This is a genomic window from Pedobacter nutrimenti, assembly GCF_003208655.1.
Taxonomy (GTDB): domain Bacteria; phylum Bacteroidota; class Bacteroidia; order Sphingobacteriales; family Sphingobacteriaceae; genus Pedobacter; species Pedobacter nutrimenti.
Window position 1 is genome coordinate 512540 of sequence record NZ_QKLU01000001.1, and the last position, 26132, is coordinate 538671.

The window sequence follows — 26132 nt, forward strand, 5'->3', positions numbered from 1 at the left end:
CTAATTTTTCAGATGTTCGGAAAATTAGCAAAAAAAATGGAATCTTAGCTACCTGATCATCACGCCAGGTTTATTTACCAATGGAATCCGAATTAAATTTTCATCTACAATACTTTCCGGGAGGAAAATAAATTTTTTATCATAAATGGTACCCTCAATATAATAGCTTAACCAATACTCATTTGTAAGGCCAAAAACCTGAGGATCTATAGCTTCTACTCCTGAAAAAGATTGAGCTTCCATATCCCCTAAAAAATGTCTCAAAACGGAGGTTTTTACCATTTTTCCATCTTTTTCTCCATAACCTTTAGAGCTAATCAGCACATTACTGATCGGCTCATCTTTAAGATTAATCAAATAGACTGTCCAGTTTTTAATTTCTGGTGTTTCGCCCATCAGGACAACAGCCATGGCAACATCTTCAACAATATTTTCAGGAAGATCCTTCTTCATTTATTTCTTTTTAACAACTGCTTTTTTTGTAGCCGTTTTAGCTGGAGCTTTCTTTTTGGTACTTGTCTTTGCTTTTACATCGAATGCATTTGGTACCTGTTCTATAATTAATCTTTTAACTTCTTCCAGGGAAATATCTGCTAATTCTTCGGGTGTATATTTATCATTAGAGACTGGGTTCTTTTTTAGTTTGAGCATTTCTTTTCCGAACCGGATAAAAGGCCCCCATCTTCCATTTTCAATAGCAATCTTTTGTTCAGGCCATTGTTGTATAAAACGATTAGCCTCTTTTTCTATCTTTTTGCCAATTAATTCGGCAATATCTTTATCGCTTAAATTATTGAAGTTGTAAGCTTTGGGGACGTTAATAAACAAGTCATTCCATTTGATAAATGGACCAAATCTTCCCGTACCCTTAGTGACCGGAAGGTTCTGGTAGTGAGCGACCGGCGCATCAGCTGTTATTTTTTCATTGATAATTTCAATCGCCCTATCCCTGTCTATGGAAAGAGGGTCCTCATTTTTTGGAATCGATATAAATGCCTCTCCCCATTTTACATAGGGACCAAAGCGACCTACTCCAACCGAAACTTCCTTCTCTTTGTAATCTTCCAACTGAAAAGGAAGTTTGAACTGTTGCAAAGCATCTTCTAGGGTAATGGTTGCAACCGACTGGGATTTAGGTAAACTGGCATATTTTGGCTTTTCTTCATCTTCATTCTGTCCGATTTGAACCAACGGGCCAAATTTACCTATTTTCGCATATACATTTTTACCACTTAAAGGGTCAATTCCAAGTAAACGCTCCCCATTGGCTCGGTCAGCAGTTTCCAGGGTATTTTCTACTTCCTGATGAAAAGGAGTGTAGAAGGAGTGAAGCATTTTTGTCCATTCCTGTAGTCCTTGGGCAATTTCATCAAATTCCTTTTCTACATTAGCTGTAAAATTGAAATTCACAATATCCTTAAAGTGTTCAACAAGAAAATCATTAACAACTTCGCCTATATCAGTAGGAAATAACTTTGCCTTTTCTGCCCCGGTAATTTCGGTCTTTAATTGTTTTTTTAATGCTCCATTAACCAGCAGGATTGAGGTGAATGAACGTTGTTTTCCATCTCTGTCTTCTTTTATAACATATCCTCTGTTCTGAATCGTTGAAATGGTTGGAGCATAAGTGGAGGGACGTCCAATTCCCAGTTCTTCGAGTTTCTTTACCAGACTTGCTTCTGTATATCTTGATGGAGGACGTGAAAACCTTTCTGTGGCATTCATTTCCTTTAAACTGAGTTGTTGTCCCTTGCTTAGAGGAGGAAGCATATTATCATTTTCTGCCTCATCGTGGTCTTCATCATCACTGGATTCAAGATATACCTTTAAAAAGCCATCAAATTTGAGAACTTCTCCTTCAGCAACCAAGTGTTCATTTCTGCTGCTGACGTGGATATGAGCGGTGGTTTTTTCAAAAAGAGCTTCGCTCATTTGTGAGGCAATCGCCCTTTTCCAAATCAATTCGTACAATCTTTGTTCCGAGCTGTCACCAGATACGGAATGATGATTAAAATACGTAGGACGAATGGCCTCATGCGCCTCTTGTGCACCAGCTGATTTTGTTTTATAGGTCCTGATATGAAGATATTTTTCTCCCCAGGCTGATTTTATTTCATTTGCAGCTGCTTGGATCGCCGTTTCTGAAAGATTTACCGAATCGGTACGCATATAGGTAATTTTACCGCTTTCATATAATCTTTGTGCAACCTGCATTGTTCTGGATACGGAGAAACCAAGTTTCCTGGAAGCTTCCTGTTGTAATGTAGAAGTAGTAAAAGGAGCGGCAGGATTTCTTTTGGCCGGTTTGGTCTCCAAACTGCTGATATCAAAAGAAGCAGAAATACAATCTTTTAAAAATTGTTCCGCTTCGACTTCAGTCTCAAAACGATAAGGAAGTTCCGCTTTAACTAATTCCCGCGCATTAGACGTATTGAATTGTGCCGTAATTTTGTATGCTGCAGAAGTTTTGAAAAGGTTGTATTCTCTTTCTCTGTCAACAATTAATCGCACAGCGACCGATTGAACACGTCCTGCAGATAATGAAGGTTTGATCTTTTTCCATAAAACAGGGGAAAGCTCAAAACCAACTAGCCTGTCCAGTACACGTCTGGCTTGTTGCGCATAAACCAAATTGTAATCGATAGTACGAGGGGTTTCTATCGCTTTTAGGATAGCCGGCTTTGTAATTTCATGAAAAACAATGCGTTTGGTTTTGTTTTCTTTTAAACCAAGGGTTTCATACAAATGCCAGGAAATAGCTTCCCCTTCACGATCCTCATCGGAGGCGAGCCATACCATTTCGGCGTCTTTTGCCAATTTTTTAAGTTCTGCAACGACCTGTTTCTTATCTGCCGGAACTTCATAAGTCTGGGTAAAATTATTGGATATATCAATACCCATATCTCCTTTAACCAAATCACGGATATGACCGTAGCTTGATTTTACAAGAAAATCTTTTCCCAAATACCCTTCGATGGTTTTAGCTTTAGCAGGTGACTCAACTATTAATAAATTCTTCGCCATTCAGAACGTTTTTCTGCAAATAAAGCTATAAATACAGCTAAATTCAAAATAGAATCTATTTTTTTGTAATAATTTAATGGAACCAGGTCTTATCAATGCCTATGCAATTGCCCTAAAAAGGTATGTGTTTGTTTAGCTTTTTCGTTTCCTAATTAGGTATTAGTCTTTGATTTAAAAATAAAATGTTACTAATTTAATTAAAGGTCAGATTGTGTTTTATTGCTGTATGAAGATAGAGTGGTAAAGAATTTCTTGACGAAGTAATTATATTTAACTGAATATTTTATCCTTAAATTCGTATACATATAAACTTATTAAACAATGAATACATTATTGATACTACTGAGCATTTTGTTTAGTCCCCCAAAAAGCATTTACGATTTTAGCTTTAAGACCATAGATGGGAAAGAGGTTAAGTTATCCAAGTTCAAAGGGAAAAAGATCCTTATTGTGAATACGGCATCTAAATGCGGATTTACGCCTCAATACGAGGCATTGGAAAAGCTTCACAAGCAATATGGTAAAGAAGTGGTCCTTATTGGTTTTCCTGCAGGAAATTTTGGAGGCCAGGAACTGGCAACCAATACCGAAATTCAGGATTTTTGTAAAAAGAATTTTGGTGTGACCTTTCTGCTGAGTGAGAAGGTTAGTGTAAAGGGTTCGGATATCAATCCGCTATTTCAGTATCTGACCTCTCAAAGTAACCCTGATTTCACAGGTGATATCAATTGGAATTTTGAAAAATTCTTGATTAATGAAAAAGGAGAACTGGTTCATCGTTTCAGATCAAAAGTGACACCGTTAGACCCATTGATTACAAAGAACCTATAGCGATATTTTTATTTCAAAAAAGGCTTTACTATCCTATTAGTAAAGCCTTTTTTGAAATGTCTCCTAACTAACAAAGAAATCCTCCACCAAGCAAATCGTTCCCTTCGTAGAATACAGCAGATTGACCAGGAGCAATTGCAGAAACAGAATGATCAAAGACTACACGCATTTTATCATTTTCCTGTACAATTGTACTCAACATACCGGCATCTTTATAACGTATTTTGGTGATGACATTGTCCATTGGATCATTGATATTCGCATATTTGACAAGGTTCACATTCCGAACCATGGCTTCTCTTCTTTCCAATTCATCCGCCCTTCCTAAAACTACAGTATTACTTTCAGGTAAGATCTGAGTTACAAACATAGGCTCACCAAAAGCTATTCCCAAGCCTTTTCGTTGTCCGATAGTATAAAATGGATAACCTTTATGTTGGCCAACAACCATTCCGTTACTCAAAATGAAGTTTCCACCAGCTACTCTTTCTTCGAGATCTTCAACTTTGTGTTTTAAAAAAGAGCGGTAATCATTATCTGGCACAAAACATATTTCATAACTTTCGCTCTTTTTAGCCAGTTCTTCCTGCCCCATATCCAAGGCCATCTGACGAATTTCAGATTTCGAAAAAGATCCAAGCGGGAATTGGGTCCGGGACAGGTTTTCTTGTGAAACACCCCAAAGTACGTAAGACTGATCCTTATGCTCGTCATGTCCTTTAGATATTACATATCTTCCGTTATCCTGTTTCCGAATATTTGCATAGTGTCCCGTAGCGATGAATTCACAATCCAGTTTATTGGCACGCTTTAAGAGCGCTTCCCATTTAATATGGGTATTGCAAAGTACACAAGGATTTGGAGTCCGGCCAGCAAGATATTCATCAACGAAATTATCTATTACATAGTCCCCAAATTCATCTCTTATATCCAAAATATAATGTGGAAAACCATAATTCACCGCTAAAGTTCGGGCGTCGTTAATACTATCGAGACTACAGCATCCAGTTTCTTTACTACTGCTGCCGGAAGTTGCATAGTCCCAGGTCTTCATAGTAAGGCCTATAACTTCATATCCCTGTTCATGAAGCATAACTGCCGCAACAGAACTATCAACACCACCACTCATGGCTACTAAAATTCTACCTCTTTTACTCATTGTATTTGAATCGAGTACAAAAGTAAAGTTTTTATTGCAAACATTTTTCCTGGACAGGTCAATGGCTTGTAAAAAGCAGGCTGAATAATTATACAGATTAGAAATTTAAAATATAATGTATGGCAAAAAAAGACAACTATAAAAACAGAATATAAAGATGCTGAATCATGGCATTTTAAAATTTTATTCGGTTAAATATCTATGTTTGTGGTTTCTTTATAGAATTTATAATTTCTTACAGAAATATTGAATTAACTTATAATATTTGTTTTTGTAATTATTGTGTAATGTAAAATCAGATGATGCACTATATAAGTCAAAAATTTTAATGGTTCTTGAAAAGTTAACAAATAATTTAATTCATTTTTTATGAGACAGCTAAAAATTAATATTACAATTACCAAAAAGGATGGGGAATCTTTAGAGGTATATTTTGGTGATATAGGAAAAATCAGCTTATTAAGTTTAGAACAGGAAAGCCTTGTAGCAAAAAAAGCGAGAGAAGGTGACGTAGAAGCAATGACGCTAATGATTCTATCTAATTTAAGATTTGTGGTATCAGTGGCAAAAAAGTATCAGCACCATGGTTTGCCTCTGGCGGATTTGATCAATGAAGGAAATCTTGGTCTGATTAAAGCAGCCAAACAATTTAATGAAACTTTGGGTTTTAGATTTATATCTTTTGCTGTATGGTGGATAAGACAATATATGATTCATGCAATTGGAAGTCAGACACGAACCATTCGTTTGCCAATCAATAAAATAAATAGCATTGCCAGAATAAATAGGCAGATGGCTATTTTAGAACAAAAACTGGAAAGGGATCCTTCTATAGCGGAAATAGCTGAAGCTATGGAATGGCCAGAAGCAAAAATCGCTGACTACCTTGACATGGCCAGATTATCTGTTTCTCTTGATTCCATCATCAATGAGGAGATTGGAAATACGCTACTTGATATATTGCATGATGGGGAATCACCTGATCACAATTTAATGAAAATAGCGAGGAAAGAAGAAGTGAAGAGAATGCTCAATATTTTAAGACCAAGGGAAAGAAAAATTATTATTCTTTTCTATGGTCTAGAGGATAAAGAACCTGTTTTGCTGGATGACATTGCTCCGATTGTTGGTCTGAGTAAAGAGCGGGTAAGACAATTAAGAGATAAAGCGATAAAAGAACTAAGAAGACGGAAAAAAGATTTGAAACGCAGAATGTAAAAGATATCTGACCAGAGATCATTAGTAGAGGTTAGGTAAAGTCTCTGGTCAGGTTAAAATTTTAAACAAAAGCCGGGATGCAATCAGGATCATTTCCTTGTATTTGATTTCTACGTATTTCAGAAGGTTCTTTTGCCTTTCTGGAGAGCAAATTAATGCCAGTGGCACCATTATACAATAAAAAACCCCCAAGAAAAACTTCCTGAGTACCAATTAAAGGAGAGGAATGAAGCGTCCTGATTCCTTTCTGGATTATATAAGCTCCCGCTATGAGGGATACAATCCTCTTCCCGGAGGTCATTCCTGTGTTGTCTTCAAAGTTGAGTAATAACTTACCTGTAAAAATGGCAAGCTTATGCTTGAGTTTTTGTAACATTTGTAATTTAATTTTCTTCTAGTTCAACAAGTTCTTTATCTCTATTGTTTGACCTGGTTGAAAGATATTGCAAGTTTATTCATCGCTAATCAAATCATACCACAAAAAAATAGAGTAAAGGTTTATGACAATCTTTCTAAAATCAGTTTGATTGCATTTTCAACTACTTCCTGAGGATCTTTACTAAATTCAAAATTAACCCGGCTGGCTAATATGGCGTTAATAGATAATGCTTTATGGCCTAAAACTTTAGCAAGTGCATATATTCCAGCGGTTTCCATTTCTAAATTGGTAATTCTATGATTGCCTTGTTCAAAACTATTAATCATTGAAATAAAATTAGGTACCGCATTTTTCGCTCTTACTTGTCTTCCCTGGGGAGCGTAAAATCCTGGGGCAGTTACTGTAATGCCATGAATAAGATCTTTTCCAATTGAATTTAAAAGGCCGGTATCGGCAGCCGTCAAATAAGGATTGATGTTTTTTAAATGGCCAAAGTGAACTTTAACGTGATCCAGTAAACTATGCTCTTCACCGGATAATTCCTGAACATAATAGTTCATCAATGCGTCCAGCCCAAGGCCGTGTGAAGAGGCCAGTATGGTACCCATAGACAAATCAGCTTGAACAGCACCTGAAGTACCTATACGTATAATATTTAGTGAAGTCAGGTCTTTTTTTACTTCTCTGCTGTTAAAATCAATATTGACTAAAGCGTCAAGTTCATTAATAACAATATCAATGTTATCCGTTCCAATACCGGTGGACAAAACAGTCAGCCTTTTCTTACCAAGGTAGCCCGTATGGGTTATAAATTCCCTCTTTCCTTTTTTTAGTTCTATATGGTCAAAATATTTACTTACTTCTGAAACCCTGTCAGGGTCACCAACGGTAATGATGGTATCAGCAATATCTTCAGGCCGTAAATTTAGGTGGTAGATACTACCATCACTGTTGATTACTAAATCAGATTCAGATAATTTATTCATTGTATTTAATTTAATTCGTTAACATTTTGATTCGAATCGTTGTTTTCAGTTCTTTTAAACTGTTTTAAGATACTCAGTTTTAAGTGTTTCTATCTTTTCCAATCTGGAAATCACTTTGTTGAGTTCTGATTTTCTAATTTCAATTTCCATTTTACATAGGGAATCAAAGGACTGGTTAGTTGGGGTTAAATCTTCTTCTTTTATAGTTTTCATGACCTCGTTCATATTTACATAATCGAAAGTTATGCTATAGAGGTCATTAATCGTTTTTTCTATTTGATGTGCTGCTTTCAACGCCTCAACTGTAGAATTTTTATATGCATTGATTAAACCCGGAACCCCCAAAAGAGTACCTCCGAAATAACGAACTACAACTACGAGTATGTTGGTGAGGTCTGCTGAAAGCATGCTATTTAATATAGGTCTGCCCGCTGTCCCGGCTGGTTCTCCATCATCATTAAATCTGTAAATATTTCTATCGGGGCTTAACCTTAAAGCCCAACAAAAATGTCTTGCTTTTGGATGTTCTGTACGTAGTTTATTTAAAATTGTTTTTGCTTCTTCTTCAAAATTTATCGGATAAGCATAGGCAATAAATTTACTTCCCTTATCTTTAAACAGGCCTTCAGAACAGAATTTTATAGTACGATAAGTGTCATCAAACAGCATAAATTTTTGATAAAGTTATAATGATAATAGAGGTCAAAGCCAATAACAAACCTATATAATTGATTTTACTGAATTTTTCCTTAAAAACAACAATTCCAATCAAACTGCCGAAAATAATAACCCCCATATTCATCACTGCAAAAACAATGGAGGGGTTATCGGCTAATGCTTTGTGAGCATTCAAATAGAATAGAATATTTCCAAAATTAAATGTTCCAAGAATACAACCGCATATGAAGTTTATCAGCTCTAATTTTTCCTTTTTGATCAATCGCAGATAAAGAATTGAGACTAAAGACACCAGGAAGGATAAGCTAAAAATAACGATAAGAGAAGTGGTATAAGGTATAGTTTGAATCTGTGAAACCTGTTTAAAAAGGATGTCAATTGTTCCAAACCCTAAAAAAACAATCACCGGGAAGAGCCAGTTGATTTTAGCTGACTGTCCTTGTTGCGGCTTGATGAGTGTACATAAAACAGCCGCAATTCCTATGATAAGGCCACTAAGCTTTAAAACACCCAAGTGCTCCTTAAATAGAAAATAAGCTGCAAAAACAGGTATAAATAAGGAAAGTCTTTGTGCAATATCTGTTTTTACAATTCCAATATTCCTAATGGAGGCAGCGAGGAACCAGAAAATGAGAGGGAGTAATATACCCAGAGCAATATAAACCGGAGAAGGGCTTAAAGTAAGGTCTTCAAACTTGGGTTTAAATGTCAAAAAACCAAAAATAATAGCAAAAAAATAATTCCAGGTAACGGTCTGTACAATATTGATTTTATACCTCCGAGCTAATTTTAAAAGCACGGCAACTGTAACACTACAGCATATGCTTAAAAGTATGTATATCATGTATTAGTTGTGTTTTTATATAGTATGAGTTTATCTGAATTAAGAGAAAGTACTTCCTCAACGATGCCATGGATATTTGGCGCTGTAATACCCGTTTTCCAGTTTACAGCTGCCGTAAAGACCCTGGCCTCGTCCCAGAGAGCAGCAGTAATAAACTGATTTAGGATATTTGCCCCTCCTTCAATGATGACAGATTGAATGTCCATAAGATAGAGTTGAAAGGCAATTTTTTGTGGAAGATAATGTTGCATATCTTCCATCTGTATATAATGAACATTATCCTTTACATCTGTTTTAAGTTCATTAAATACAATTGTTTTTGCTTGATGATCAAAGATATGGTGACCCAAAGGGATATCAAGGTTCCTGTCCAAAACAATTCTTAAAGGATTCCTTCCAGACCATTCCCTTGCGCTCAACTGAGGATTATCATGCAGGACAGTGTTTTTCCCGACTAATACCGCATCTTCCTCTGTTCTCCATTTGTGGACCAATTTTTTTGAGTATGCTGAACTGATCCATTTTTGGACTGGTTCCAGAGGTGCAAAGAAACCATTTGCTGTTTGCGCCCACTTAAGAATAATGAAAGGTCTGTGTTTTTCTATCCTTGTAAAAAAGCGTCTGTTTAAATGACGACATTCTTTTTCTTCAATCCCCTGAATAACGTCGATTCCCGCAGCACTCAACTTCTGTATTCCTTTTCCATTGACTCCGGGAAAGGGATCAGTGTTACCAATAACTACTTTTTTTACCTCATGTCGAATTAGCAAATCTGCACAAGGAGGTGTTTTGCCAAAGTGAGCGCATGGTTCAAGGCTGACGTAGACCGTCGCTTCTTTTAAAAGTTCATGGGCATGATCAGGGTATTGCGTTAGGACGGATTGTATCGCATTAACTTCAGCATGGGCCTGTCCAAATTTTGCATGATAACCTTCTCCAATTATCTTACCTCCACTCACAATGACACAACCAACCATTGGATTGGGGCTTACATAGCCAAGACCGTTTTTAGCCAACCAGAGGCACCTATGCATATATGATTTGTCTGTCATTTCCACAAAAGTAAACTATATTGTTTGATTTAATTACTTTTACAACTCATGAATTTAAAAGAGTTAAAACAACATTTTGTAATGAATATTGCAGTTCAGTATGATGCTGAAGAAGCTTTATCTATATTTTATATTACCGTAGAGAAAATTTCAGGATGGGGTAGAAGTCACTTCGTTCTTAAGGAGGATCAGGAAATATTAGGCGACAATTTATCTCACTATCTGAAAGTTATAGAGGATTTGAAGAAAGGAGTGCCAATTCAATATATACTTGGAGAAAGTTGCTTTATTGGCATGAAACTTTATGTAAATCCTTCTGTGTTGATTCCAAGACCAGAAACAGAAGAATTGGTTAACTGGATAATAGAAAATACAAATATGACCTCAGGATTAAAAATACTGGATGTAGGTACTGGTAGCGGTTGTATTGCATTAAGTTTAAAAAAATACTTGAATAATGCTTCCGTATCTGCTCTGGATATCTCCTTAGAGGCCATCAATACTGCTACGTTTAATGCGTTAAAAAATAATCTGACGGTAAATTTTATACAAGCCAATATACTAGATTATGAGGGCGTTGAAAAGTATGACTTGATCGTAAGTAATCCTCCATACATTAAAAAAAATGAAATGGGGGATATGCATGTCAACGTTCTTGAAAATGAACCCCATATAGCACTCTTTGTTTCTAACGAAGAACCACTTCTGTTTTATAAAGCTATTGCTGACTTTGCACGTCAGAATCTTGAACCGAACGGCTGGCTCTATTTTGAAATAAACGAATTCTTAAGTACTGAAACTATTTGTATGTTGGAAGAAAAAGATTTTAAAAACATAAAATTAAAGAAAGATATGCAAGGAAAGGACCGTATGGTGTGTTGCAACCTTTAATTAGTTTCTCGGATGATACTGAGTAATAATACCACGCAAATAATCTCTATCAAGGTGGGTATAGATTTCAGTTGTAGTAATGTTTGAGTGACCAAGCATTTCCTGTATGGCCCTCAGGTCGGCTCCTCCCTCAACTAAATGGGTTGCAAATGAGTGCCGCAGCGTATGTGGGCTAATGTTCTTTTTTAGGCCGGTTTTATTTGCCAGAGCCTTGATCATAGTAAATACAGATATCCGGGACAGCTTTGTTCCTAATCTATTCAGAAATAGAAAGTCCTCGTTTCCTTTTTTAATTTTTACATGTACCCTGATTTCAGATATATAAATGGAGATGAGTTTTAATGCAGTAGAACCTATTGGTATGATTCGCTCCTTATTGCCCTTTCCAGTCACTTTAATAAACTCTGCAAGTATATTTATATCTGATATTTTAAGATTGATCAGTTCTGAAACTCTTAAACCACAGCCATAAAGGACTTCCATCATTGCTTTATTTCGCATGCCTTCAGCTGTGGACACATCAATTGAAGAAATAAGTTCATCGATTTCATAAATACTTAAAACATCGGGTAATTTTCTTCTGAACTTCGGTGCTTCAAGCATCTGGGCTGGATCTTCAGGAATCAATTTTTCAAGGAGAAGAAAACCAAAATAGGCTTTTAACCCTGAGATAATTCGGGCCTGGGTATTTGCTGGAATACCAAATTCTTGTAGCCAACCTAAAAATGCTTGTAATTCATCTTGATTTATTTCCCTAACGGTTGATTTCAGATTTAAGAATTCCATGTACTGCATGAGTTTGGAAACATCATTAAGATAGGCATCAACGGAGTTTTGAGAAAGCCCGCGTTCCAGTTTAAGATAAATCCTGAATTCTTCCAGATGAGGTTTTATTATCACACAAAAATTTTATACTATAAATTTTTACCATTATGTTTGAGGGTATGAAGATACAAATTATAAATGGACCCAACTTAAACTTGCTGGGCTTAAGGGAGCCGGAGGTTTATGGAAAGGAGCGTTTTGAAGACTATTTTGATAAATTAAAAAAGGAGTACCCACATGTAGAACTGATGTATTTTCAAAGTAATGTCGAGGGCGAGTTGATTAATAAACTTCATGAAATTGGTTTTTCATTTAGTGGAATTATTTTAAATGCCGGTGGCTATACACATACTTCGGTTGCAATCGCAGATGCAATTTCAGGGATAAAATCTCCGGTTATTGAAGTACATATTTCAAATATTTATGCAAGGGAAGAATACAGGCATGTTTCTCTGACTGGTAAAAACTGTAAAGGTGTACTAACTGGGTTTGGAATGGATGGTTATCGTCTTGCAATTGAAGCATTACTTAAACTAGTTTAAGTTCTTTTTTGAAATGAAAGTTCTGTGAATTTTCGGACCTTTTTTATAAAATAACAGTAAACAATACTTGAAGGAAATATTCCCGTATGCTTCATAAAAGGCAATTGTTTGGTTGTTCTTTTCTTTGCGTTCAACGAAAGGCTTTTAAGGAAATGAAAATGTGCTTTTGAAACAGACATAGCAAATTTGAATTCTCTTCTTGAAAGGAAGTGTAACAATGCAGCAAAGTCAATAAAGAAACGCACAAGGATCCTGATGAATAGCTCAGAAGAAGGTAAGTTCTTATGCATGATCAGCAGGTTGTTTCTGAAATTCAGATAGGTTTTAAAAGGATTGGTTGCATTCAATGAGCCACCACCTACATGATAAACTTCAGCATTGGGACAAAACATAATCTTATAACCCATGTTTTTAAGCCTCCAACAAAGATCAATTTCCTCCATATGCGCAAATAAGTCTGCGTCCAGGCCACCTATTTCTTTCCATTGTTTGCTTTTTATAAAAAAAGCAGCACCACTTGCCCAGAATATCTCTAAAGGATTATTATACTGACCCTGATCATTTTCTATTGTATCAAAAATTCGACCTCGACAAAAAGGAAAAGCATATTTATCCAGAAAGCCGCCAGCTGCACCTGCATATTCAAATTTTGCAGGATCAGATTGCCATTTTATTTTTGGTTGGGCTGCTGCAATCTTTGATTCAGATTCCATAAGGGAAATTACTGGTTCTATCCAATTTTCCGGAACTTCTACATCGGAATTGAGCAATACGTAGTAATCTGAATTTACCTGTTCAAGCACTTTGTTATAACCTTCTGCAAAGCCATAGTTTCTGTCATTTCGTATAATCCGAATTTCAGGGAAGGCAGACCTGACGAAATCAACAGAGTCGTCCGAAGAGTCATTATCTCCCAGAACCAATTGCAAATTACTGTACTTTGACTTGGAAACACTAGGTAAAAACCGTTCCAACAGGCTTTTTCCATTCCAATTTAAAATGACAACGGCTACACTCGGCTTCATATTCATGCAATTTCTGGTTGATGCTTCCACCTTTTATGGCTCCATAGCCAATATTGGGGTTCTGCGACAATGCTTTCTGTTAATAATTTGAATTGGTTCTCTGTAATTTCATATTCAGGACTATCTTTAGGTTCCATACAAACAGGTATACAGTCCACTTCATAATAACCTCTTTTTACGACAGTGGTTTTAAAATAAAAAACAGGTCTGTTGGTTTGTCTGGCAATCTTTTCAGGCCCCATATAAACTGGTGTGGCCTGATTCATAAATGTCATCCAATAATTGGAGGGTTCTTTTAAAGGAACCTGGTCAGAGGCAAAAAAAAACGCGGAAGTTATTTTTTTCGAATCGGCCAATGACCTTAGGGTTTGTCGCATTGAAATAAGTGTATTGCCAAATCTGGATCTGATTTTCAAAAACCAGTTGTCAAAAACAGTATTGTGAAGGGGCTTGTAGATGACAAATTTTGTTTCCGAAAGATGAATACTTAAAGCGATCATTCCCCATTCCCAATTTCCATAATGGGCAGAACAAACAATTACGCTCCGGCCTTTTTTAAAACAATCTTCCAACAAATCTAGATTATGAAAAACATATCTTTTTTTTAGTTCCTTTTTAGAGATCAATGGCATTTTAACGATCTCAAAGATTAGATCGGAGAGAAATCTGAAGAATTGTTTCTCTATGAGTTCAATTTCTTCTGTTTTCTTTTCAGGAAAGGAAAGAAGCAGATTTTCTCTGACAACACTTCTTCTATAGCCGACTACATAGTAAAGAAGGTAGTAGGAGAGTTTCGAAAACAGATACAGTAGGGGAGTTGGAAGTATAGCTAGGCAGTATAAAAAAAATATCCCAATGTAAGAAAACCCCTTTTTTATCATTAATTTGGCTGGTTGAGAATGCAAACATAAATTAACAAATGCAAAGTCCCGCAATATTTCCACTTTTTTATCTACCCCCTGCCAGCTACTTTTCTGCTTTAGATGTAAATAATTTCAATTTCCTTATTGAAAAACATGAACATTTTCCAAAGCAGACTTACAGAAACAGGGCAAGGATTGCTTCGCCGAACGGAAGCTTGGATTTATATGTTCCTGTGGTTAAAGGTTCTAAGTTTCACACCGTAATTAAGGATGTGAAAATCAGTTATGATTTTAAATGGCAGCGCTTGCATTGGCTTAGTTTACAGACCAGTTACCGGAATTCTGCTTATTTTGAATATTATGAAGATGAAATTAGTTCTTTTTACAGTAAAAAATTTGAATTTCTTTTTGACTATAATGTGGAGCTCTTGGTGTGGATATTAAAAAAACTAAAAAAGGAACAGGTTATTCATTTTACTGATACTTATCATACATCCGCTGAAGTTGAATTAGATTACAGAAATAAATTAAACTTCAAAAAACCAGAATATGAATACCAAGCAAAACCTTATTTCCAGGTTTTTGAGGACAGAAATGGTTTTATTCCCGATCTGAGTATTTTAGATCTATTATTTAGCCAGGGACCTCAGGCGAAATTATTTATTTAGACTATGGCCAGACATTTAAAAAGCCGAAAAAAAAGAAAGCATTACGCTGTGCCTGTAGCTGGATCAAGCCCAGGGCTGATCTATATCGCAGAGAATGCATTGGAGCCCAAGATCAGTATACACGCTTTTAATGCTACTGAATATACCATTGAGGAAACCAATACTATTTCCCATTTAAAGAACTTATTGAACAATAAGAATTTAACCTTTTGGATAGATATTAAAGGTTTTAAGTCTGAGTCTCTGTTTGAATTGCTCAATGAGGATTTTAATATCAATAAATTGGTTCTTGAAGATATTACCAGGACCTATCAGCGGCCCAGGTTTGAAGAGTATACAGATCACGTATTTGCTGTTAGCAGAATGCTTTTTTTTGATGAGGATAGCAATCTGGAAAATGAGCAAATGTCCTTTATTTTAACTGATAATGCATTGTTTACCTTCCAGGAAGGTTACAACAATTGTTTAGATCCAATTAGAAATAGGTTAAAAGCTGGAAAAGGCAATATTAGAATTTCAGGAAGCAGTTATATTCTGTATGCCATCATGGATGTGATCATAGATAAATATTTTGAAATTCTCAATGTATGGGGAGAAGATCTGGACGCCGTTGAAGATCGATTGATTGATAAGCCAGATAGGTCTATTATGTATGATATACAGGGTATTAAACGAAACTTGATCAGTATAAGAAGGGTGGCCTGGCCAGAACGGGATAAATTGAACGATATTTTAAGGAGTGATAGTCCGTTGATCACGGATCAGACAAAAATGTACATTCATGATGCCTATGATCATTGTATACAGATTATAGATATTGTTGAATCTTTAAAAGAAATTTCTGCAAGTAATATGGATATGTATCTATCCATTATCAGCAACAGGATGAATGAAATTATGAAGGTATTGACCATTATGTCTTCCATTTTTATCCCACTGACATTTATTGCAGGTATCTATGGGATGAATTTTGCCAGACAAGATCCTGTCACAGGTATGTTAATGCCTGATAATATGCCGGAACTTTATGCAAGACATGGTTATTTGTATACAGTATTGATCATGGTGGTCATTGCCATTCTTCAGGTGATCTATTTTTGGAGAAAAGGTTGGTTTAAATAGAAATGAACGCATTTTAGGAGAAATATTCCTACCTTAGTGGTTCATGCAGTTTTTCGATCTTGACAGGACAGATGTATCCAAAATAAAGAAAGCCCTAGCTGGTAATGACGAACACCTGAAGGTTGTTCTGGAAGAATATCATGCCTCTGAAATAGCCATTCTATTTGAAAGCATCAATCAACAGGACAGGCAAAGAATTGTAAACCTTTTACCTGTTGAAATTGCTTCAGAAGTCATTTCAGAAATGCATGAGGAGGCTCATCCGGAAGAATTATTGCTTAAACTTCATCCTGAGAAAAGAGCAGAAATTGTAGAAGAGTTGGACTATGATGACGCTACAGACATTATTTCTCAACTGGAAGAGCATGAGCAGAAAGAAATTCTGAGCGACCTTAGTGAAGATGACGCATCAAATATCCGCGAGTTGTTGCGTTATGATGAAGATTCTGCTGGCGGATTGATGAACACCCAGTTCATTAAAGTCAATGTAAATCTGATGAAAAAGGATGCCATTGAGGAGATCATCAGACAAAGTGAAGAGATCGAAGAATTTTATACAGTTTTTGTGGTAGATGATCACAATATCTTTAGAGGAATTGTATCCCTGAAGGATATCATTAAGTCAAAAACGAACGTTAAAATTACTGAGCTGGTCAGACCTGATGTGGTATGGGTACATACTGATACCGATCAGGAAGAGGTGGCTCGCTTAATTTCTCAATATAACATCACTAGCATCCCCGTTGTTGATCAGGATATGCACCTGTTAGGTAGAGTAACCTTCGATGATGTTATCGATGTCCTTGAAGATGAAAATACGGAGGATATTTTGAAAATATCAGGTGTTTCTGAAGATGAAGAACTTAGCGGCAATTGGATTGACGCTGTAAAATCAAGGCTACCATGGCTGGTGATTAATCTTGCAACGGCCTTTTTGGCTTCTGCAGTGGTGCGTTTTTTTGAGCCAACACTGGCTAAAATTGCTGTGCTTTCAGCTTATATGACCATTATCGCTGGAATGGGAGGGAATGCAGCAACTCAAGCGCTCGCCGTAACAGTAAGAAGAATATCACTCTATGATCTTACAGACCAGCAATCTTATAGGACGGTACTCAAAGAATTTACTGTAGGTTTAATTAATGGTGCTGCAACAGGATTAATTGTACTGGTATTCGCACTGTTTTTTGATAGTAATCCTATGCTTGGGTTGGTTATTTTTTTGGCAATGACCGGAAACCTGATTATTGCTGGAATTACAGGGGCAGGTATCCCGTTGCTTTTAAAAAGGGTAGGGATAGATCCGGCAATTGCCTCCTCTATAATCATCACTACTTTTACAGATGTGTTTGGTTTTTTTCTGCTATTGGGACTTGCTAGCAAACTCCTTCTATAAAGGAAATTCCTGTTCTGTGCCCAGAACAGGAATTTGGTCTCTTTGAATTTAGATTGCAGTAACCCTGGTTTCTATATTTCCACGAGTCGCTTTGGAATAGGGACACACTCTATGTGCCTTGTCTGCAATTTTTTGAGCTTCTTGTTGAGGAATTCCCGGAATATGAACATCCAAGTCTGCGGACAAAACAAAGGCATTTCCATCTTTATTGAAAGAAACATGCACATTTACAGTTGCCGTTGAAACATCAATCCCTTCTAATTTTCCTATTGAACCCAGAGCACCTAAATAACAAGGGCCCCAGGCTGCAGCAAATAGTTGCTCGGGGTTAGTCGCACCTCCTTGGCCACTCATTTCCTTTGGTTTTCTGAGCTCAAATTCTATTTGTCCATCACTTGATTTAATATGCCCATCCCGTCCGCCTTTAGCAAGCACAGAGGCTGTATATATTTTTTCCATACTATTGTTTATCTAAAATAACAATAGAGCCGGCAGGTAGTTTTATAATTTTATTTTTTCAGTCAGTTTGTAGATATCATAAGCTACTTTCTGGATCAGATCTGCAAGCTCACTGACGACCCTAAAATCTTCTTCAACGAATTCCGTTTCTGTTTTGATTCTGATCAGTGGCACATTATTCACTTCATTTTTATGCTGGATCAGCGTTTCCGCGGATAAATTGATCAGATACAAAGTATTGTTGACCAGCGGTTTTAAATCACTGAAATTTTTTACACTGAAGGCATGTTCCTTATTATAAAGGGATAAAGTTGCAACATAGGAGGAGAGTAAATGATTCAAAGCTGTAAATTGATGCATTTCCTTCATTAATATCTGCTTACTCTTAGGTTCTGAGAACATTCTTTGAAACAAGGACGCAAGGTTAGCAGAGGTCACATAAACCTCTTTTCTGGCTACTTTATAACTGGTAAGACTTTGTGTTTTATCAAAATACAAAAGGGTAACCTGCTCAAAATAAACTGCATTTGCTTTTAAAGTATCAATCATTGCTTCTTTTAGCTTCTCATGTTCCCAATTTGGAAAAAGAAAATAACTGGCGATAATCGCAATTCCAGAACCAATAAAAGTATCTAAAATTCTTTCACTCGCAACAGAAAGACTTCCCATACCCAAAAAATCAAAAAGAACAAGGATATAGGGTGTCATAAACAAAACACTAACCACATAATTTTTTCGCTGGAAACTATAACATGCCACCATGCAAACCAGTAGAATTGCGAAAAGAGCATGTCTGTCTTTTACAAAACTTAGTATGGCCATTCCAATAAGGGCGCCCACTACAGTACCGATTATACGCTGATAATTTCTCTGCTTTGTGAGACTAAAACCAGGTTTGGAAATCACCAAAATGGTTAGGAGTATCCAGTAACTATGAGAAGAGGCAATGGACTTGGATACAATAAAGCCGATAATCATTACAATAGCCACTCTTAGAGAATGTCTGAAAGTGGAAGAACTAAAAGTTAAGTTTTCCAGAAGCAGCTTAATATCAACGGATTGCCGGGTAATAAATTTTTCAATATCTATCTCCCTGCTTTTAAGATTTTTCTTTTCTTTTTTATTAAAATAACTATTAATTGTTTTTACCCGACCTAGGATATTCTCAATATTAACCTCAATATTTTTTAGAGCGACAATGCCAAGTGTGTTGTACAGACCATCTGCATTATTTGATTCTAATTTCAGTATACTTGACCGTAAAGAATCGACTTCTGATATAAGCTGAGTGGGTAGGCGAGGAGTGCCGCCGGTTTTTAGAGAAAAAGCAATCTCATCAAGTTCATCTGCTATTCTATTGATAACCTTTTCGTAGTGTGTTAAAATGCCTGAAGCATCAAATTGTTCATGCAACCTCTTGTAATTATAATATGTTGACATGACTTGTTCAAAAAGGTCCACCATATCTACAAAAACGAGTAGTAAAAAACGGCCTTCCGGGGTAGATTCACGAACAATTTCCCTGGTTTTAAAAAGAACCTCTCTTACAGCGTCTTGCTTTTCGTGAACCTGAACCTGAAGTTGAAGCAATTCGGCATAATGGTCGTCATAGTCAATATTCTCATGATAAAACTTAGCTTTGGCCCTAAGAAAAGCGGCTACCTCATAAATGGAGTCGCTTAAGGTCTGCTGAACAACCCGATAAGGCCTTAAGCGATAAATCGAATAGCTTAAAATGGTATACCATAAGCTCCCAGCCAATACAAGACTTCCATAACGCAATACTTCACTCCAGGGACGGATGTCATCAATACTTAAGACAATGATGAGTAATGTTGCTGTTCCAATGGCGGCAGCTCTTGTTCCATATAAGAAAAACATTGAAAAAACAAAACTGCACACAAACAGAAAGAAACCTGTAAAATAAACGTTTTTATTGGTGAGTCCAACCAGAACACTTAATAGTGTAATTAGCCCGGTGGTGATCAGCATGGCATTTCTGCGGTGGACTATGGGACCTGGTGTATCTACAACACTGGCACACAAAGCGCCAAGGGATAAAGTCATCCCAAACTTCAACATGCCAAACTGGGCAAGAATAAGCGAGGGGCAAAGAACTCCGAAGGTTATGCGTAAGCCATCGGCAAAATAAGTACTTAATAAAAAATCATGTATAGTTCTTATTGGCTTATGGAGCATATTATAATTAATTTACGCAGAAATATAGGTACTAACAAATATACAGCTATATGTACTTGTTACGAAAAAGAAGACTGTCTTAAAAATACAATTTTGATTGGTATAGGGATCATATTTTTATTCCAAATAAGAAAATTTATGAAAAAATTTAAAGTCCTATTGGTTGGATTATTACTTATTATTCTGAGTGGTAATGTATTCGGGCAAATACAATTTAATAAAAAGTTAAAGAAAGAACTTGATAGTATTTATTTTTTGGACCAGATGTATAGAAAGCTTATTCAGATGAATGCAGCGAAAACAAAAACAGATTCACTTGTAAAAGTTTATCAGATTGCTCCGGAGCAATTATCCGACTATATATTGAAGCAATCAGATAAAACGGATTCCTTGAATATCATTAGAATTGCACAGATTATAGATGAATATGGATATCCTGGAAAAAGTCTTGTCGGGGAACCAACTAATGAATCAGCTTATTACGTAATCCAGCATTCAAAACTCATAGATAAATATCTTCCGATTATAAAAGAAAGCGCAATTAAAAATGAATTGGCATTTCATTTATATGCTAAAATGTTAGACAGACATTTGATGTACAATGAAAAAGAACAAGTATACGGTACACAGATTAAAGGTTTTATATGGAAAAACCCACAAACTGGCAGCAAAGAGTTTAAGTATGTATTATGGCCGGTTAAGGATCCGGATCACCTGAAAGAACTTCGCGAACGAGCTGGTTTTACTCAAAGTATTGATGATTATCTCAGTGAAATGGCTAAATTTTTTAAAACTCTGACAAATCAGTATTATACACTACAGCAAATCAAAGAAATGCAAAAACAGCTTTAATTGTGGTAAGATAACACAATATAATTAATTTATTATAATTAATATTATGTTAAGTACAATTTCGCTCTCTCCTAAAACTCTAATAATTTCTTTCTTAGATCCTGAACTTTATCCAATTTGTTTTTCCTTGTGTAAATGTCTATTAATAACTGAGTGGTTTGCTTATCATTCGGATTAATCTCGTGAGCTTGTAATAATGCATACTCCGCTCGGTTTATGTAAGCACCAAAGCCAGATATATCTTTTTTCTCTAATTTAAGTGCGTCGTTCGCTAAGTTTAGATAAACAAGCCCGAGTTGATATAGAGCATCAAAATAGTTTTGATCAAGAGCCAAGGCTTTTTTATAAGCCAATTCTGCCGTGGAATTATTTAAATTGACCTGATATAGGTAGCCATACAAAAAATACAATAATTTATTCTTTTTTTCTACGCTTAATGTTTTTTCGATCGCCTGGGTAGCACGGTCATATTTTTCATTATCGAGCAAAAGGTTAATATAATTGTTGTTCAGGAACATATTATAAGGGTTAACTTTTATTCCTTCTTCTAAGGTTTTGATGGCCGTTTCCTGTTCGAATTTTGAACTGTAAATACCTGCCATCGCCTGAAAAACAGCAGGATTTGTGATTCCGTTATCTTTTGCTCTTTTAAATAGCGCTAATGCTGTGGTATAATCGTTAATATTTTGTGCACTAAGTGCTGCATTAACAGCTATAGTTGTATCTTTAGGAAAAAAATCACTTACTTCTTTTAATAAGGTAAATGCATTTAAATACTCGCCTCCCTGATAAGCCTTATTCCCTTTTTCTTGTTTTTTAATAATGATGTTATAACTTGCGGCATCAACTAAAGCCCCATTGCTTTGATATTTGTCTAATTTTTTTGCCTGATCTAATGTTTCAATGGCCGTCTGATAGTATTTATCCGCATTGGAATCGTTGTCATCCAATAAAGCAACATAAGAACTCAGATAGGATCTTATTGCCCAGGTCTCAGGCCAGTTTTTAGTTTTTCTGTCGGTTAAGGCACTTTCTGTAGCCTTGATCCCCTCTCCTATAATATTGAGTTGTTTGTTTTTATCCAGTCCACTGGCAATGGCGACTTGCAATTTTCCAACGGCATTCTGGGCAATTTTTATTTGACTGGTTTGTCCAAGAGACTCAATTGATATAAATAATAAACTAGCTACTACGATCTGGGATTTAATTTTCATGGATTGGATTTCCTCTTTTCTGTTCTGTGACTATAAATAACGAGTCAAACAAATTTATGTAAAAAAAAAGAGGGATAAAATTTATCCCTCTTTTTTATAATTCAAAATAACAAATGTCTAATTAAGGTTTCAAAGCCTCTAACTTCTTTTTAACTGCCTCATACTTTGGTGTATCATTCTTAAAAGCATAAACTCTCTTTAAGGCTTCAAGAGCAGGGGCATATTTAGGATCTAACTCTGAAGATTTAAGGTAATATGGAAGCGCTTTATCTAGCAAAGCAGTAATCTGAGTAACCATCGTATTTGCTTCTTTTACCTTCTTAGAATCCAGTTTGTTTTTTTTGTTCTGAACTTCTACCGCTTGCTGATAATATACATCACCCATTAAATACTGATAGGTTGGATTTTTAGGGTCTTTAGCCACGAGTTTGTTTAACATCTCCTCGGATTTGACTATATCTCCTTTATTAATGTACAACTGAGTTTCCGTCTGAATAAAACCTTCTGCGTCCGGGAATTTTGCAGATGCTTCTTTTAGTAAGGCAATTCCTCCGACCGTATCTTTTAATTCACTTAAGGAGAGGTTGATGATTTCAGAATAAAGGTCTTTTGCGTTAGGTGTATTAAAACTGATCACTTTTTTGAAGTTTTTGATCGCTTCAGGATAGTTTTTTATGTTTCTAGCCATGATAGCTGCATTCAAATACATAGAGGTATCTGATGGATTTTTCTCTGTAGCTTCATTAAAATATTTTAAAGCTCCAGCATAATCTTTTTTATTGTAAGCTGTAAATGCCCTTAGTTTAATCGCATTGGAAATGTTAATTTCCGCTGTAGAAATATTGGCTTTTTCATCACCTTTAGTGTCAAGTTCTTTTGCCTTGGCTACAGCCTCTTCCGCAATTTTTTGCTTAGCACTTGAGTTTTCAAAATTAGTTGTATCTGAAGCAGCGATTGCTGAAGCAAAGAGGGCTCTATATGACCACGCTTCAGGCATATTTTTTGATTTTTCATTTGCAATTGCATTATCCGTGTGTTTTAAACCCGAATTTAATGCAGCTAAGGTTTTTTCCAATGAAGGCTTTTGATTCATCGTAATCTGGAAAAGGCCCCATTCTTTTTTTGCATCGGCAACTTCACTCTTTTGTGCATGTGCCAAAGTAGCAGCTCCGGCAAACAGGATACTAAAAAGTACTTTTTTCATGTTAAAATGTTATTATTTTCGTGTAATTTATTATTTGACCAACAGTTGCTGGTCGGTTATAATATTTAAGAAGCAACCCCGTTTCCGGAATTGCTTCTTTTGTATTTATTTTTATTCTTCGTCAGCTGAACTTTGTTCCGTTTCAGAGTTGTTTGCTTCTTTGGAATCTGATTCATCTGTTACTGTACCTTCTGTTTCTGCAGACTCACTTTCAAGATTTTCTTCTTCCTCTTCTTCATGGTCAATTCTGGCTACAGAAGCAATTTCATCGCTTCCTTTAAGGTTAATTAATTTTACACCTTGAGTAGCTCTTCCCATTACCCGCAGTCCACTTACAACAATTCTGATTACAATTCCAGACTTGTTAATAATCATTAAATCATCAGCGTCTGTTACATTTTTAATAGCAATCAGGTCTCCTGTTTTCTCTGTAATGCTAATGGTTTTTACTCCTTTACCACCCCTGTTCGTTACACGGTAGTCTTCAATATCTGTTCTTTTACCGTATCCTTTTTCAGAAACCACTAGAATAGTTGCCTCAGGGTTGTCTACAGCAATCATGCCAACGACCTCATCCTGATCATGGGCAAGAGTAACTCCTCTTACACCGGTTGCGGTCCTGCCCATTGGTCTTACTGTAGATTCATTGAAACGAATAGCCCTTCCAGAACGTAAAGCCATTAGAATTTCACTACTTCCGCTGGTTAAACTCGCCTCTAACAACTGATCCCCTTCATTGATATTAATAGCATTAATACCATTAACCCTTGGCCTTGAATAGGCCTCAAGAGAAGTCTTTTTAATGGTACCTTTTTTAGTACACATTATAATGTAATTGTTTTCCAGGTATTCCTGATCTTTAAGATTTTTAACCTTAATATAAGCTTTTATTTTCTCCTCTTTCGGTATGTTAATAATGTTTTGAATGGCTCTTCCTTTGCTTAACCTCGAGCCTTCAGGAATTTCATAAACCCTCAACCAGAAACAACGGCCACTTTCAGTAAAGAACAGCATGTAATTATGGTTGGAGGCAACCAGCAAGTGCTCAATAAAATCTTCATTTCTTGAATCACTTCCTTTGGAACCTTTACCGCCCCTGGCCTGTGTTCTATATTCAGTGGCTGGGGTCCGTTTAATATACCCTTCATGAGAAATGGTAATTACGACCTCTTCGTCTTCAATAAAGTCTTCCATGCTCATATCCTCAGCAGAATGAACAATATGGGTTCTTCTTTCATCACCATATTTGTCAACCATTTCAGTCAGTTCATCCTTAATGATCTGCATTCTCAGGCCTTCATCATTCAAAATAGACTGTAAATATTCAATGGTTTTCATGAGCTCGTTATACTCCTCTTTGATCTTGTCGCGTTCAAGTCCCGTTAGCCTACGAAGCGTCATATCCAGAATAGCCCTTGCTTGAAGATCGCTTAGACCAAATTGTTCCATTAAACCAGTTCTGGCATCTTCCGGCGTATTGGACGCACGGATCAACTTAATAACTTCATCAAGGTGATCCAGAGCAATCAGTAATCCTTCCAGAATATGGGCTCTTTTCTGAGCTTCAGCCAGTTCGAACTTAGTCCTTCGGATCACTACATCATGTCTGTGATCTACGAAATGCCTAATCAGATCCTTTAAATTAAGCATCTGGGGTCTGCCACTCACTAATGCAATATTATTTACACTAAAAGAAGTCTGTAATGCTGTCTGTTTAAATAGGTTATTTAAAACGATTGACGCGTTAGCATCTCGCTTAATTTCATAAACGATACGAATACCATCTTTATTGGATTCATCTTTAATATTTGAGATGCCTTCAATTTTCTTTTCACCAACCAGTTCAGCCGTCCGTTCAATCATCATGGCCTTATTGACCTGATAAGGAATTTCAGTAACGATGATCGTTTCGCGGTCTTTGTTGCTCTCAATTTCTGCTTTTGCACGCATAACAATCCGTCCCCGGCCAGTTTCAAAAGCCTCTTGAACTCCAGAATATCCGTAAATAATCGCACCGGTTGGAAAATCAGGTGCTTTTATGAATTTCATCAGTTCAGCAACAGTGATCTCATTATTATCTATATAAGCAATAGTACCATTGATAACCTCTGTAATGTTATGAGGGGGCATATTGGTCGCCATACCAACTGCGATACCAGATGACCCGTTAATAAGCAAATTCGGTACCTTGGAAGGCAAAACTGTCGGTTCCTGTAAGGAATCGTCAAAATTAAGCTGAAAATCAACTGTATCTTTATTAATATCGGCCAGCATCTCTTCCGCAATTTTCTCAAATCTTGCTTCTGTATAACGCATTGCTGCCGGAAAATCCCCGTCAATTGATCCAAAGTTTCCCTGTCCCTCAACCATTAAGTATCGCAAGCTCCAGGGTTGTGCCATACGCACCATTGTAGAATACACCGAAGCATCACCATGTGGGTGGTACTTACCCAGCACCTCTCCTACAATACGTGCTGATTTTTTATAAGGTTTGTTGTTCGATAAGCCCAGATCAAGCATACCATACAGAACCCTTCTGTGTACAGGTTTCAATCCATCACGTACATCAGGTAAAGCTCTTGATACGATAACAGACATCGAATAGTCGATATAAGCAGATTTCATCTGCTCGTCTATATTAATTCTAATAATCTTGTCGTCTTCCTGATTTTCTAAATCTTCTGCCATAAATTAATGTTCGTTA

At 36.3% G+C, this 26132-nt stretch carries 24 protein-coding genes and 1 pseudogene; 8 read left to right on the forward strand and 17 right to left on the reverse strand.

The features are described from left to right. Positions 1–48 precede the first annotated feature (48 nt). Positions 49–453, reverse strand: coding sequence for a hypothetical protein (locus B0O44_RS02055; protein ID WP_110827030.1), 405 nt, complete (start codon positions 451–453; stop codon positions 49–51). Further along, complete coding sequence (gene topA / locus B0O44_RS02060; protein WP_110827031.1) at positions 454–3024, reverse strand: type I DNA topoisomerase; 2571 nt, start codon at positions 3022–3024, stop codon at positions 454–456. It abuts the gene before it with no gap. A 321-nt stretch (positions 3025–3345) separates the two neighbouring features. Between topA and B0O44_RS02065 the strand changes: the two genes are divergently transcribed. Next, positions 3346–3855: a glutathione peroxidase gene (locus B0O44_RS02065; protein ID WP_110827032.1), complete on the forward strand. Its 510-nt coding sequence runs from the start codon at positions 3346–3348 to the stop codon at positions 3853–3855. A 67-nt stretch (positions 3856–3922) separates the two neighbouring features. Here B0O44_RS02065 and mnmA read toward each other — a convergent pair whose 3' ends face one another. After that, positions 3923–5014 carry a tRNA 2-thiouridine(34) synthase MnmA gene (gene mnmA / locus B0O44_RS02070; protein WP_110827033.1) on the reverse strand — a complete coding sequence of 364 codons (1092 nt, stop codon included), beginning with the start codon at positions 5012–5014 and terminating at the stop codon, positions 3923–3925. A 369-nt stretch (positions 5015–5383) separates the two neighbouring features. On the opposite strand from mnmA, the gene B0O44_RS02075 reads away from it, so the two are divergent. After that, on the forward strand, positions 5384–6232 hold the full coding sequence (locus B0O44_RS02075) for a sigma-70 family RNA polymerase sigma factor (protein WP_110827034.1): 849 nt from the start codon (positions 5384–5386) through the stop codon (positions 6230–6232). 61 nt (positions 6233–6293) lie between these two features. Here B0O44_RS02075 and B0O44_RS02080 read toward each other — a convergent pair whose 3' ends face one another. From B0O44_RS02080 to ribD, 6 genes and pseudogenes are all read right to left on the reverse strand, one after another. Next, complete coding sequence (locus B0O44_RS02080; RefSeq protein ID WP_110827035.1) at positions 6294–6608, reverse strand: hypothetical protein; 315 nt, start codon at positions 6606–6608, stop codon at positions 6294–6296. Positions 6609–6730: 122 nt separating this feature from the next. Next, entirely contained in the window at positions 6731–7597 is an 867-nt protein-coding gene (locus B0O44_RS02085; protein WP_110827036.1) for a nucleoside phosphorylase, read from the reverse strand. Positions 7598–7651: 54 nt separating this feature from the next. Then, the gene (locus B0O44_RS02090) at positions 7652–8266 is read right to left on the reverse strand and encodes an IMPACT family protein (RefSeq protein ID WP_110827037.1); all 615 of its coding nucleotides are present in this window, start codon (positions 8264–8266) and stop codon (positions 7652–7654) included. Beyond that, positions 8256–8789: a hypothetical protein gene (locus B0O44_RS25325; protein WP_245943590.1), complete on the reverse strand. Its 534-nt coding sequence runs from the start codon at positions 8787–8789 to the stop codon at positions 8256–8258. Before B0O44_RS25325 ends, B0O44_RS02090 begins: the two co-directional genes overlap by 11 nt. Next, positions 8790–9119 (reverse strand): annotated as a pseudogene (locus B0O44_RS25330) (EamA/RhaT family transporter); the annotation flags it as partial. It abuts the gene before it with no gap. Next, a complete protein-coding gene (gene ribD, locus B0O44_RS02100; RefSeq protein ID WP_211321288.1) occupies positions 9116–10171 on the reverse strand; it encodes a bifunctional diaminohydroxyphosphoribosylaminopyrimidine deaminase/5-amino-6-(5-phosphoribosylamino)uracil reductase RibD in 1056 nt (351 codons plus the stop codon). The gene ribD and the pseudogene B0O44_RS25330, both read right to left, overlap by 4 nt. 48 nt (positions 10172–10219) lie before the next feature. Between ribD and prmC the strand changes: the two genes are divergently transcribed. Further along, a complete protein-coding gene (gene prmC / locus B0O44_RS02105; RefSeq protein WP_110827040.1) occupies positions 10220–11062 on the forward strand; it encodes a peptide chain release factor N(5)-glutamine methyltransferase in 843 nt (280 codons plus the stop codon). Here prmC and xerD read toward each other — a convergent pair whose 3' ends face one another. Beyond that, entirely contained in the window at positions 11063–11962 is a 900-nt protein-coding gene (xerD, locus tag B0O44_RS02110) for a site-specific tyrosine recombinase XerD (RefSeq protein WP_110827041.1), read from the reverse strand. A 44-nt stretch (positions 11963–12006) separates the two neighbouring features. On the opposite strand from xerD, the gene aroQ reads away from it, so the two are divergent. After that, positions 12007–12429: a type II 3-dehydroquinate dehydratase gene (gene aroQ / locus B0O44_RS02115; RefSeq protein ID WP_110827518.1), complete on the forward strand. Its 423-nt coding sequence runs from the start codon at positions 12007–12009 to the stop codon at positions 12427–12429. Here aroQ and B0O44_RS02120 read toward each other — a convergent pair. Both B0O44_RS02120 and B0O44_RS02125 read right to left on the reverse strand, forming a co-directional pair. Continuing rightward, entirely contained in the window at positions 12426–13454 is a 1029-nt protein-coding gene (locus tag B0O44_RS02120; RefSeq protein WP_394340861.1) for a glycosyltransferase family 2 protein, read from the reverse strand. The two genes, aroQ and B0O44_RS02120, sit on opposite strands and share 4 nt — an antisense overlap. Before the next feature lie 2 nt (positions 13455–13456). Beyond that, the gene (locus B0O44_RS02125; protein WP_110827043.1) at positions 13457–14335 is read right to left on the reverse strand and encodes a lysophospholipid acyltransferase family protein; all 879 of its coding nucleotides are present in this window, start codon (positions 14333–14335) and stop codon (positions 13457–13459) included. A 38-nt stretch (positions 14336–14373) separates the two neighbouring features. Between B0O44_RS02125 and B0O44_RS02130 the strand changes: the two genes are divergently transcribed. From B0O44_RS02130 to mgtE, 3 genes are read left to right on the forward strand one after another with little or no spacing between them, the layout of a single operon-like run. Further along, positions 14374–14985, forward strand: coding sequence for a WbqC family protein (locus B0O44_RS02130; RefSeq protein WP_110827044.1), 612 nt, complete (start codon positions 14374–14376; stop codon positions 14983–14985). A gap of 3 nt (positions 14986–14988) precedes the next feature. Beyond that, on the forward strand, positions 14989–16107 hold the full coding sequence (gene corA / locus B0O44_RS02135; protein ID WP_110827045.1) for a magnesium/cobalt transporter CorA: 1119 nt from the start codon (positions 14989–14991) through the stop codon (positions 16105–16107). Positions 16108–16150: 43 nt separating this feature from the next. Beyond that, positions 16151–17500 carry a magnesium transporter gene (gene mgtE, locus B0O44_RS02140; RefSeq protein WP_110827046.1) on the forward strand — a complete coding sequence of 450 codons (1350 nt, stop codon included), beginning with the start codon at positions 16151–16153 and terminating at the stop codon, positions 17498–17500. Between the two features lie 48 nt (positions 17501–17548). Here mgtE and B0O44_RS02145 read toward each other — a convergent pair whose 3' ends face one another. Beyond that, a complete protein-coding gene (locus B0O44_RS02145) occupies positions 17549–17959 on the reverse strand; it encodes an organic hydroperoxide resistance protein (protein WP_110827047.1) in 411 nt (136 codons plus the stop codon). Between the two features lie 42 nt (positions 17960–18001). Next, positions 18002–20158 carry an FUSC family protein gene (locus B0O44_RS02150; RefSeq protein WP_110827048.1) on the reverse strand — a complete coding sequence of 719 codons (2157 nt, stop codon included), beginning with the start codon at positions 20156–20158 and terminating at the stop codon, positions 18002–18004. A gap of 138 nt (positions 20159–20296) precedes the next feature. Here B0O44_RS02150 and B0O44_RS02155 point away from each other — a divergent pair, with 138 nt between their 5' ends. Then, complete coding sequence (locus tag B0O44_RS02155; RefSeq protein WP_110827049.1) at positions 20297–21010, forward strand: DUF6624 domain-containing protein; 714 nt, start codon at positions 20297–20299, stop codon at positions 21008–21010. A 71-nt stretch (positions 21011–21081) separates the two neighbouring features. Here B0O44_RS02155 and B0O44_RS02160 read toward each other — a convergent pair whose 3' ends face one another. The 3 genes from B0O44_RS02160 to gyrA form a co-directional block, all read right to left on the reverse strand. Continuing rightward, a complete protein-coding gene (locus B0O44_RS02160; RefSeq protein WP_110827050.1) occupies positions 21082–22224 on the reverse strand; it encodes a tetratricopeptide repeat protein in 1143 nt (380 codons plus the stop codon). A gap of 121 nt (positions 22225–22345) precedes the next feature. Next, complete coding sequence (locus B0O44_RS02165; protein WP_110827051.1) at positions 22346–23428, reverse strand: tetratricopeptide repeat protein; 1083 nt, start codon at positions 23426–23428, stop codon at positions 22346–22348. Between the two features lie 111 nt (positions 23429–23539). Beyond that, positions 23540–26116: a DNA gyrase subunit A gene (gyrA, locus tag B0O44_RS02170; protein ID WP_110827052.1), complete on the reverse strand. Its 2577-nt coding sequence runs from the start codon at positions 26114–26116 to the stop codon at positions 23540–23542. Between the last annotated feature and the right edge of the window lie 16 nt (positions 26117–26132).

Excerpts from the sequence above, each read along its gene's own strand:
- B0O44_RS02055 (WP_110827030.1), bottom strand. The coding sequence starts at position 453 with ATGAAGAAGGATCTTCCTGAAAATATTGTTGAAGATGTTGCCATGGCT.
- topA (WP_110827031.1), bottom strand. The coding sequence starts at position 3,024 with ATGGCGAAGAATTTATTAATAGTTGAGTCACCTGCTAAAGCTAAAACC.
- B0O44_RS02065 (WP_110827032.1), top strand. The coding sequence starts at position 3,346 with ATGAATACATTATTGATACTACTGAGCATTTTGTTTAGTCCCCCAAAA.
- mnmA (WP_110827033.1), bottom strand. The coding sequence starts at position 5,014 with ATGAGTAAAAGAGGTAGAATTTTAGTAGCCATGAGTGGTGGTGTTGAT.
- B0O44_RS02075 (WP_110827034.1), top strand. The coding sequence starts at position 5,384 with ATGAGACAGCTAAAAATTAATATTACAATTACCAAAAAGGATGGGGAA.
- B0O44_RS02080 (WP_110827035.1), bottom strand. The coding sequence starts at position 6,608 with ATGTTACAAAAACTCAAGCATAAGCTTGCCATTTTTACAGGTAAGTTA.
- B0O44_RS02085 (WP_110827036.1), bottom strand. The coding sequence starts at position 7,597 with ATGAATAAATTATCTGAATCTGATTTAGTAATCAACAGTGATGGTAGT.
- B0O44_RS02090 (WP_110827037.1), bottom strand. The coding sequence starts at position 8,266 with ATGCTGTTTGATGACACTTATCGTACTATAAAATTCTGTTCTGAAGGC.
- ribD (WP_211321288.1), bottom strand. The coding sequence starts at position 10,171 with ATGACAGACAAATCATATATGCATAGGTGCCTCTGGTTGGCTAAAAAC.
- prmC (WP_110827040.1), top strand. The coding sequence starts at position 10,220 with ATGAATTTAAAAGAGTTAAAACAACATTTTGTAATGAATATTGCAGTT.
- aroQ (WP_110827518.1), top strand. The coding sequence starts at position 12,007 with ATGAAGATACAAATTATAAATGGACCCAACTTAAACTTGCTGGGCTTA.
- B0O44_RS02120 (WP_394340861.1), bottom strand. The coding sequence starts at position 13,454 with ATGAAGCCGAGTGTAGCCGTTGTCATTTTAAATTGGAATGGAAAAAGC.
- B0O44_RS02125 (WP_110827043.1), bottom strand. The coding sequence starts at position 14,335 with ATGATAAAAAAGGGGTTTTCTTACATTGGGATATTTTTTTTATACTGC.
- B0O44_RS02130 (WP_110827044.1), top strand. The coding sequence starts at position 14,374 with ATGCAAAGTCCCGCAATATTTCCACTTTTTTATCTACCCCCTGCCAGC.
- corA (WP_110827045.1), top strand. The coding sequence starts at position 14,989 with ATGGCCAGACATTTAAAAAGCCGAAAAAAAAGAAAGCATTACGCTGTG.
- mgtE (WP_110827046.1), top strand. The coding sequence starts at position 16,151 with ATGCAGTTTTTCGATCTTGACAGGACAGATGTATCCAAAATAAAGAAA.
- B0O44_RS02145 (WP_110827047.1), bottom strand. The coding sequence starts at position 17,959 with ATGGAAAAAATATATACAGCCTCTGTGCTTGCTAAAGGCGGACGGGAT.
- B0O44_RS02150 (WP_110827048.1), bottom strand. The coding sequence starts at position 20,158 with ATGCTCCATAAGCCAATAAGAACTATACATGATTTTTTATTAAGTACT.
- B0O44_RS02155 (WP_110827049.1), top strand. The coding sequence starts at position 20,297 with ATGAAAAAATTTAAAGTCCTATTGGTTGGATTATTACTTATTATTCTG.
- B0O44_RS02160 (WP_110827050.1), bottom strand. The coding sequence starts at position 22,224 with ATGAAAATTAAATCCCAGATCGTAGTAGCTAGTTTATTATTTATATCA.
- B0O44_RS02165 (WP_110827051.1), bottom strand. The coding sequence starts at position 23,428 with ATGAAAAAAGTACTTTTTAGTATCCTGTTTGCCGGAGCTGCTACTTTG.
- gyrA (WP_110827052.1), bottom strand. The coding sequence starts at position 26,116 with ATGGCAGAAGATTTAGAAAATCAGGAAGACGACAAGATTATTAGAATT.